We start from the raw sequence: 8,690 nt of genomic DNA, 5'->3' as shown, positions 1-8,690 counted from the left end.
ACCCGGAGCACCTGCCCGGCGACCGGCGGCGCGCTCGTGCTGGTCGGGATGCTGCTGGTGGCGCTCAACCTGCGCGCCGCGGTGACCAGTCTCGGCGCCCTGCTCGACGAGGTCCGCGACGGGCTGGGGCTCTCCGGAACCACCGCCGGTCTGGTCACCACCCTGCCGACCATCGCGTTCGCCGGTCTCGGCGCGCTCACCCCGTGGCTGGTCCGTCGGGTGGCGCCGGCCCGGATCCTGGTGGTCGCCATGCTCGCCCTCGTCGCCGGGCAGGTGCTCCGGGTCGCCACCGACTCGGCCTGGATCTTCCTGCTCACCAGCGCGTTGGCGCTGGCCGGCATCGCGGTCGCGAACATTCTGCTGCCGATGCTGGTCAAGCAGCACTTCCCGCACCGCACCGGCCTGGTCACCGGGGCGTACACGATGGCACTGACCGCGGGCACGACGGTGGCCGCGGCCACCGCGGTGCCGATCGCGCACGCCTTCGGATCCTGGCGGGCCGGGCTCGGCATCTGGGCCGCGATGGCGGCGGTGGCCGTACTCCCGTGGGTGCCGCTGGCACTGCGAACCCGGGCGGCCGCGCGGCGGGCGAACCCGACGGTGGCCGTGGCCCCGGCGGCGCGGGTCCGGCCGGCGCGCACGCGCCTGGGCTGGGCGATGGCCCTCTACTTCGGCGCCCAGTCGCTGAGCGGGTACGCGATCATGGGCTGGCTGGCCCAACTGTTCCGGGACGCCGGCTACCAGCCCGAGTCGGCGGGGCTGCTGCTCGCCGGGGTGACCGCGCTCGGCGTGCCGATCGCGCTGCTGATGCCCACCGTGGCCGGCCGCCTGGCGACGCTGCGCCCGCTGGTGCTCGGGCTGACCACCGCGTCGGCCCTGGCGTACCTCGGGCTGGCGCTGGCCCCGCACGGCGCCGCCCTGCTCTGGGTGATCCTGCTGGCGATCGGCCAGGGCGCGTTCCCGATGATCCTGACCACCATCGGCCTGCGCGCGCGGACCGCCGAGGGCACCGTCGCGCTCTCCGCGTTCGCGCAGAGCACCGGGTACGTGATCGCCGCCCTCGGCCCGATGCTGGTCGGCATCCTCTACGAGGTCACCGGCGGCTGGACCGCGCCGATCGGATTCCTGCTGGTCGCGCTCGCCGTGCAGACGGCGGCGGGCATGGCGATCGCCCGTCCCCGCTACGTCGAGGACGAGTGAGGAGCGGCAGCGGTCAGGAGGAGGCCGGCGTCGGTTCGCCGGCGACGGCCTGATCCACCGTCGGGTAGGTGTGCAGCACCTCGACGAGGCCGCTCACCTCCAGGATGCGCAGCACCCCCCGCTGCGGGGCGGCCAGCCGCACCACGCCGCCGGCCTCGTCGCAGCTGTTCTTGGCGCGGACGAAGACCGACAGGCCGGTCGAGTCACAGAACGAGACCTCCGCCAGATCGAAGACCAGCCGGTTGCGGCCCTTGTCGAGCAGGTCGGTGATCTGGTCCTGCAACTGCGGCGCGGTGGCCATGTCCAGCTCGCCCGCGACCGACACGACGACCACGTCGCCGCGTTGTTCCGTGTGCACCGTCAAGGACATTCGCCAGACCTCCTGTTATCGGGGGAACGGTATCCCACGACGGGGGTCACACGCAGAACGGGAGCCGGGATCCGGTGGCCATCATCATTCCGTTGCTACGGGGCAAGTAGTGCAGCAGCCCCCGGTGATAGAGTCCGCCCGGTCCAGGTCGAGGGGGGTTTCGCAATGGCGTTGAGCGCCGAGGAAAGTGGTCGGCTCGCCGCGCTGCTCGGCGGTCACGCCGAGCGGGTCACGCAGCGGTGGACCGAGATCGTCGCCGGTTCGTTGCGCGGCCGGTTGAGTCAGGCCGAGCTGCGCCGGCAGGTCCAGGATCTGCACAGCGCCATCGTCGCCACCGGCGAGCACGGCGCGATCGACCTGTCCGCCGAGAGCGCCGCCGAACTGCGCGCCGTCCTCTCCGACCTGTCCCGCGGCCGGGCCCGACAGGGCTTCTCCGCCACCGAGACCGCGATCAGCGTCTTCGCGCTCAAGGACGTGCTGGCCGGGCTCGTGGAGGAGGCCGGCGGCGACAACGCGCTGCGCGACTACATCGCCTTCTCCCGTCTGATCGACGAGATGGGGCTGTTCACCTTCGAGAGCTTTGTCCGCACCCGGGAGAGCCTGATCGCCGACCAGGCCGAGCAGCTGCTCGAGCTCTCCACGCCGGTGGTCAAGCTCTGGGAGGGCGTGGTCGCCGTCCCGCTGGTCGGCACCCTGGACTCGGCCCGGGCCCAGGTGGTCATGGAGCGGCTGCTGCAGACCCTGGTCGACACCGGCTCCCCGTACGCGATCATCGACATCACCGGCGTCCCGGCGGTGGACACCCAGGTCGCCCAGCACATCCTGAAGACCGTGGTGGCCGCCCGCCTGATGGGCGCCGACTGCATCATCTCCGGCATCCGGCCGCAGATCGCGCAGACCATCGTCGCGCTCGGCATCGAGTTCGGTGACATCGCCACCAAGGCGAGCCTCGCCGACGCGCTGCGCCACGTGCTGCGGCTCAACGGGGTGGAGACCGCCCGCCGCCAGCCACGCCGGGACGTCTGATGGAACGGGTTCCGATCCTCAAGATCGGTGACATCCTGCTCGTCTCCATCCAGCTCGACATGTCCGACCAGACCGCGGTCGCGCTCCAGGAGGACCTCGCGGAGCGGATCGTCGCCACCGGCTGCCACGGCGTCATCATCGACATCACGGCGCTGGACATCGTCGACTCCTTCGTCGGGCGGATGCTCTCCACCATCGCGTCGATCTCGAAGGTGCTCGACGCGGAGACGGTGGTGGTCGGGATGCGCCCCGCCGTCGCCATCACCCTGGTCGAACTCGGACTGTCGCTGAACGGCATCCGTACCGCCCTGAACGTGGAGCGCGGCATGGAGCTGATCGCAGCGGCCCGCGCCGACGAGCTCGACTACCAGCTCGACGACGATCCGGACGCCGAGACGGCCACGCCGTGACCGCGGGCATCGACCTGGGCCACCCGCAGGCGCAGGCGATCCGGAGCGACGAGGACGTGGTGCGCGTCCGGCAGCTGGTCCGTGGCGTGGCGGTGGCCGTCAAGCTCTCCCTGGTCGACCAGACCAAGGTGGTCACCGCGGCGAGCGAGCTGGCCCGCAACACCCTGGTGTACGGCGGCGGCGGCACGGTGGAGGTGGCGACCGTGGACAACGGGCGGCGCCGGGGCGTACGCATCGTCTTCGCCGACTCCGGGCCCGGCATCCCCGACCTCGACCTGGCCTTCACCGACGGTTACACCACCGGCGGCGGTCTCGGCCTCGGTCTCAGCGGCGCCCGGCGCCTGGTCGACGAATTCGAGATCGAGACCTCCCCGGAGACCGGCACCCGCATCACGGTCACCAAGTGGTCGCGGTGAACGGGGACCCGGTCACCGACAGCGGCATCTGGTTCCGGGTGGAGGCCGGGAGCACGGCCAGCGCCGTCCGACGCGCGGCCGAGCGCCTCGGCGAGCAGGTGGAGCTGGGCCAGGCGCGCATCGCCGACCTGGCCATCGTGGCCGCGGAGCTGACCAGCAACCTGGTCAAGCACGCCGACGAGGGTGTCCTGCTGCTCCGGCCGGTACGCCGGGCGGCGCAGGCCGGCGTGGAGCTGGTGGCCATCGACGCCGGACCCGGCATGGCCGACCTGAGCGTCTCCTCCCAGGACGGGCACTCCACCACCGGCACGCTCGGCATCGGTCTGGGCGCCATCGCCCGGCAGGCCAGCTGGTTCGACGCGTACTCCCTGCCCGGCCGCGGCACCGTCCTCGCCGTGCAGGTCTGGCCGGCAGAGCCGGCCCAACCCTCCTGGGCCGGCGCCCTCACCCGGCCGCTGGCCGGTGAGACGGTCAGCGGCGACGGGTACGCCGTCCGGGTCGCCGAGGGTCGGCACCAGGTGCTGGTCAGCGACGGCCTGGGGCACGGCCCGCTGGCCGCCGCCGCCACCGACGCGGCGCGGACCGCGTTCCGCGACGCGCCGGCCGGCCCGCCGGCGACGGTCGTCAGCCATCTGCACCGGGCCATGTCGTACACCCGCGGCGCGGCGCTGGCGGTCGCCGAGCTGGCGCCGGAGGCCGGAATGCTGCACTACGCCGGGCTGGGCAACATCGCCGGCGTGGTGATCGAGGGCGACGGCCAGCGCCGGGGGCTGGTGTCGCTGCCCGGCATCGCCGGGCACCAGCGGCCGACGGTCCGGGGGTACGAATACCCGTTCGGCCCGGGTGCCCGGCTGGTGATGCACAGCGACGGAGTGGTCGACCGCTGGCGGTTGACCGACTACCCGGGCCTGGCCGAGCGATCCCCGCTGGTGATGGCGGCGACCCTGCTGCGTGACGCCGGCGTGCGGCGCGACGACGCCTGCGTGCTGGTCGCGAGGTCCTGGGCATGACCGGGGAGCCGTCCACGCAGCCGCTGCTGCAGATGGCGCTGCGGGTCGAGCAGGACATCTTCGTGATCCGCCAGCGGGGCCGTGAGGTGGCCGCGGTGGTCGGCCTGGAACACCAGGACCAGATCCGGATCGCCACCGCGCTCAGCGAGGTGGCCCGGGACCTGCTCCGCTCGGTCGGGGGAGCGGACGTCTCCTTCCACGTCGACGCGGGCGCCGACGGCCGGTTCCACCTCCGCGCCGACCTGGCTCCGGCGGCCCCGCTGCCGAACGGCCGGTACGAGCCGCAGTCCGGCGCGGTGTCCCGACTGGTCGACACGCTGAGCGTGTCGACCGCCCAGGGGGCTACGGTCGTGAGGATGTCCCGACGAGTCCCGGCCAACGCGCCGACGCCGACCCCGGAGCGGCTCGCCGAGTTCCGCGCCGAACTCGGCCGTACCGCGCCGGCCAGCGCGCTGGACGAGCTGACCGTGCAGAACGGGCAGCTGATCTCGGCGCTCGACGAGGTGCGCAGCCAGCGCGACGAGCTGGCCGTGCTGAACGAGGAGCTGGCCGAGACCAACCGGGGAGTGCTGGCGCTCTACAACCAGCTGACCGAGGAGCTGGAGGAGACCAACCGGGGCGTGGTCGCCCTCTACGCCGAGCTGGACGAGAAGTCGGCCCAGCTGCGCGCGGCGAGCGAGTCCAAGAGCCGGTTCCTGGCCAATGTGAGCCATGAGCTGCGCGCCCCGGTGACCGCGATCATCGGGTTGGGGCGGCTGCTCTCCGACTCCGCCTCCGACCCGCTCACCGTCGAGCAGGCTCGCCAGGTCGACCTGATCCGCTCCTCGGCGACCGACCTGCTCACGCTGGTGAACGAGCTGCTCGACCTGGCCAAGGCGGAATCCGGCCGGATCGAGCCGGACTGGGCCGAGGTCGACCTGCGCCCGGTCTTCGGCCAGCTGCGCGGCACGCTGCGCGCGCTGGCCAGCCGGCCGGAGGTGGAGCTGGTGGTCGAGGAGCCGCCCGCTCCGGCCGTGCTGCGCAGCGACGAGGTGCTGCTCGGTCAGGTGCTGCGCAACCTGCTGCACAACGGGTTGAAGTTCACCGAGCGGGGCGAGGTGCGACTGCGGGCCGAACAGCGTGCCGACCGGTGGAGCTTCACGGTCAGCGACACCGGCCCGGGTATCGCCCCGGAGCTGCACGACCGGATCTTCGAGGAGTTCTACCAGGTGCCCGGCGCGACCCGGGTCGGCGGCACCGGCCTCGGCCTGCCGTACGCCCGGCGCCTGGTGACGCTGCTCGGCGGGACGCTGGAGTTGACCAGCGAGCCGGGCCGGGGCAGCGCCTTCACGGTCTCCCTACCCGTGGGCGGAGCGTGACCGTGGACGGCGGGCCGGCGACCGTCCTGGTGGTCGATGACAGTCGTACAAAGCGTTACCTGCTGGTCAGCTGGCTGACCCGGGCCGGCTTCACCGTGCTGGAGGCGGAGAACGGCGCCGAGGCGCTGGCGCGGGTCGAGGTGGACCGGATCGACCTGGTCGTGCTCGACGTCCGGCTGCCCGACCTGAGCGGCTACGAGGTCTGCGAACGGATCAAGGCGGCGCACCCGGCGATGCCGGTGATCCACGTGTCGGCGCACGCCGTGGACGTCGCCGACCGCGCCCAGGGCCTGACCCGGGGTGCCGACGCCTACCTGACCGAGCCGATCGAGCCGGAGGAGCTGATCGCCACCACCCGGGCGGTGCTGCGCTACTACCGGGCCCGGCAGCGCGCCGAACTGCTCGCCGAGCGGCTGCTCGGTCTGGCCGACACAACGGTGGCGGTGCACGCCGCGCCGACCTTCACGCGGCTGCTGGAGGCTGCCGCGGCGGGCGCCGCGCAGATCTTCAAGAGCCCGGCGGCGGTGATCGCCGAGACGTTCGACGGTGACTGCCTCGCCGGGATCTGCGTCGGGCCCGGCGCCGAGGCCACCGTGGTGCCGTGGATCGTCGACGACACCGGGGTGCCCACCGGCTCCACGGTCCGGGTGGACGCGCCGGCGAACTGGGGGTTGCTCGACTGGCCGGCGAACGACTCGGTGACCGTGGCCGCCGCCCGGCTACGCGAGGACCGGGCCCCGCTGTACGTGGTGGTCCCGACCGCCACCCAGACCGCCCGGACCCCGGTGCTGGTGCAGCTCGCCCAGGCGGTGGCGGCGGCGGTGGAGGCGCAGCGCTCGTTCGACGAGGAGCACCGGATCGCGGTGACCCTTCAGCGCAGCCTGCTCCCACGGCGGCTGCCCGACGTGGCCGGTCTGGACCTCGCGGTGCGCTACGAGCCGGCCAGCGCCCAGACCGAGGTGGGCGGTGACTTCTACGAGCTGGTGATGCTCGACGGGCACCTGCTGCTGGCGATCGGCGACGTGGCCGGCCACTCGCTGCACGCGGCGACGGTCATGGCCGAGCTGCGGCACGCGGTGCGGGCGTACGCGGTCGAGGGGCACCAGCCCGGCGAGATCCTGCACCGGGTCAACGAGCTGATGCGGACCCTGCTGCCGGACGAGCTGGCCACCCTCTGTGTGCTGCTGCTGCACCCGCCGTCCGGGCGGGTCCGGCTGGCCAGCGCCGGTCACCTGCCGCCGGTGCTCAGCCTGGACGGCAAGGTCGAGTTCGTGCAGCACTCGGCCCCGCTGCTCGGCGTCCGCGCGCCCCGTCCGGCCGATCTGGAGTTCGTGCTGCCGGCCGGGGCCACGCTGGTGTTCTACACCGACGGGCTGATCGAGCGGCGGGACGCCACCATCGACGAGGGGCTGTCCGCACTCGCCGCGGTGTCCAGGACGGTGGACGCCGACCTGGAGCGGTTCTGCACGCGGCTGTTGGTGGAGCTGGCCCCACCGGAGATCCAGGACGACGTGGCCGTGATCGTGCTGCGCCGCCACTGAACCGGCGTCGGTCCGGCCCCGCCGACCACTTAATGGACCGAGCGCGCGTACGCGGCGGGTGACACGCCCGCGACGGCCGTGAAGTCACGGACCAGGTGGGCCTGGTCGCTGTAGCCGAGGTCGGCGGCGAGGCCCGCCCAGTTCAGTGGACCGCCGGCGGCCTGCTCGACGGCCTCCTGGAGGCGGTAACGGCGGATCACCCACTTCGGGCCGACCCCCACGTACTCGGTGAACAGCCGTTGCAGCCGGCGGACCGGGAGATCGTGGCGCTCGGCGAAGTGGTCGACCCGCAGCACCGTCCGGTCCGTCCGGATCGCCTCGGCCAGCCGGACGGCCTCCTCGACCGCCGGGTCCGGCTCGGGCGCCCAGCCGATGAGCAGGGCGTCCAGTGCGCGGCGGCGCTCGTCGTCGGTGCCCGCGCACACCGGACCGTCGGGCGGGGCCAGCCGGCCGGCGGGCAGTGGCAGCCGGCGGCCGGTCAGCTCGGCGACCGACCGCCGCCAGAACGGGTGGAAGCCACCGGGCCGGAACTGGACGCCACAGACCCGGCCGGTGCCGGTGAGCGTGATCCGGAACAGGGTGCGGCCCACCCCGGCCACCTCGCCGGTCTCCGGCCCGGTGCCGGTGCCGGTGCGGGTGCCGGTGCCGTGGCCGTCTTCGGTGCTGTCGCCGTCGCGCCGGAACACCACGTTCACCGCCGGGTGCGGCACGATCCGCTGCTCGAACGGCGTGCTCAACGCCCAGTCGATCAGCCAGTAGTGCTCGACCCAGGGGCGTAGCGACTCCGCCGGCAGGTGCCGACGAAAACGCACCTCGCGCAGCAACCGCCCAGGGTCGAGGATGCCCCGGCTGTCGCCACGCGGTCGCTGTCGCATTTCTTCAAGACCATCCTCATACGCTGGCCCTATGGCCACTCAGACTAGCGATCTGCTGGCGGCTGCCGCGCCGCGAACCGTCGACGTGGTGCGCGGCATCGCCGACGACCAGCTCGACCTGCCCACGCCGTGCCGCGACTACGTCGTTCGGGATCTGCTCAACCATCTGTTCGAGGTGGTGGTGAACTTCCAGGAGCTGGCCGTGAAGCGGCCGGTGGAATGGTCCGCGAAGCCCGACCACCTGACCGACGACTGGCGGGACCGGTTCGAGACGGAGACCCGTCGACTGATCGACGCCTGGTCAGACCCGTCCACCCTGGAGGGCGTCTCGCCCGGCATGGGCATGCCGCAGACCGTCGTCGGCGGCATGGCGCTGCTGGACCTGACCGTGCACGGCTGGGACCTCGCCGTCGCCACCGGCCAGGCGTACGAGCCGGCCCCCGAGGCGGTGGCCGAGCTGCACGGCCTGGTCGAGCAGTTGGGC

Annotated in this window: 10 protein-coding genes; 8 read left to right on the top strand and 2 right to left on the bottom strand. The window is 73.0% G+C overall.

Annotation, left to right across the window (positions count from 1 at the left end; genetic code table 11):
* Window positions 1-48: 48 nt before the first annotated feature.
* On the top strand, window positions 49-1,200 hold the full coding sequence (locus tag EAD98_RS29585) for an MFS transporter (RefSeq protein WP_121657240.1): 1,152 nt from the start codon (window positions 49-51) through the stop codon (window positions 1,198-1,200).
* Between the two features lie 13 nt (window positions 1,201-1,213).
* On the opposite strand, the gene EAD98_RS29580 is transcribed toward EAD98_RS29585, so the two are convergent.
* On the bottom strand, window positions 1,214-1,570 hold the full coding sequence (locus tag EAD98_RS29580) for an STAS domain-containing protein (RefSeq protein ID WP_121657236.1): 357 nt from the start codon (window positions 1,568-1,570) through the stop codon (window positions 1,214-1,216).
* 165 nt (window positions 1,571-1,735) lie between these two features.
* On the opposite strand from EAD98_RS29580, the gene EAD98_RS29575 reads away from it, so the two are divergent.
* Genes EAD98_RS29575 through EAD98_RS29550 form a run of 6 tightly spaced genes read left to right on the top strand, consistent with a single transcriptional unit; the run spans window position 1,736 to window position 7,331 of the window.
* Window positions 1,736-2,596, top strand: coding sequence for an STAS domain-containing protein (locus EAD98_RS29575; RefSeq protein ID WP_121657235.1), 861 nt, complete (start codon window positions 1,736-1,738; stop codon window positions 2,594-2,596).
* On the top strand, window positions 2,596-3,006 hold the full coding sequence (locus EAD98_RS29570; RefSeq protein ID WP_121657234.1) for an STAS domain-containing protein: 411 nt from the start codon (window positions 2,596-2,598) through the stop codon (window positions 3,004-3,006). Before EAD98_RS29575 ends, EAD98_RS29570 begins: the two co-directional genes overlap by 1 nt.
* On the top strand, window positions 3,003-3,422 hold the full coding sequence (locus EAD98_RS29565) for an ATP-binding protein (protein ID WP_121657233.1): 420 nt from the start codon (window positions 3,003-3,005) through the stop codon (window positions 3,420-3,422). The genes EAD98_RS29570 and EAD98_RS29565 overlap by 4 nt, the downstream gene beginning before the upstream one ends.
* Entirely contained in the window at window positions 3,419-4,432 is a 1,014-nt protein-coding gene (locus EAD98_RS29560; protein WP_121657239.1) for a SpoIIE family protein phosphatase, read from the top strand. Before EAD98_RS29565 ends, EAD98_RS29560 begins: the two co-directional genes overlap by 4 nt.
* Window positions 4,429-5,790, top strand: coding sequence for a sensor histidine kinase (locus EAD98_RS29555; protein ID WP_121657232.1), 1,362 nt, complete (start codon window positions 4,429-4,431; stop codon window positions 5,788-5,790). Before EAD98_RS29560 ends, EAD98_RS29555 begins: the two co-directional genes overlap by 4 nt.
* Window positions 5,791-5,792: 2 nt before the next feature.
* Entirely contained in the window at window positions 5,793-7,331 is a 1,539-nt protein-coding gene (locus EAD98_RS29550; protein ID WP_121657238.1) for a SpoIIE family protein phosphatase, read from the top strand.
* Between the two features lie 29 nt (window positions 7,332-7,360).
* Here the strand turns inward: EAD98_RS29550 and EAD98_RS29545 are convergent, their stop codons facing one another.
* A complete protein-coding gene (locus EAD98_RS29545; protein ID WP_121657231.1) occupies window positions 7,361-8,206 on the bottom strand; it encodes an AraC family transcriptional regulator in 846 nt (281 codons plus the stop codon).
* Between the two features lie 31 nt (window positions 8,207-8,237).
* Between EAD98_RS29545 and EAD98_RS29540 the strand changes: the two genes are divergently transcribed.
* Window positions 8,238-8,690, top strand: a 453-nt coding sequence (locus EAD98_RS29540) for a TIGR03086 family metal-binding protein (RefSeq protein WP_121657237.1), incomplete at its 3' end; no start/stop codon positions are given.

The organism is Micromonospora sp. CV4 (genome assembly GCF_003667455.1).
GTDB lineage: Bacteria > Actinomycetota > Actinomycetes > Mycobacteriales > Micromonosporaceae > Micromonospora.
Note: the sequence above shows the minus strand (reverse complement) of the source record. Positions and strands in the feature narration are given on the sequence as shown.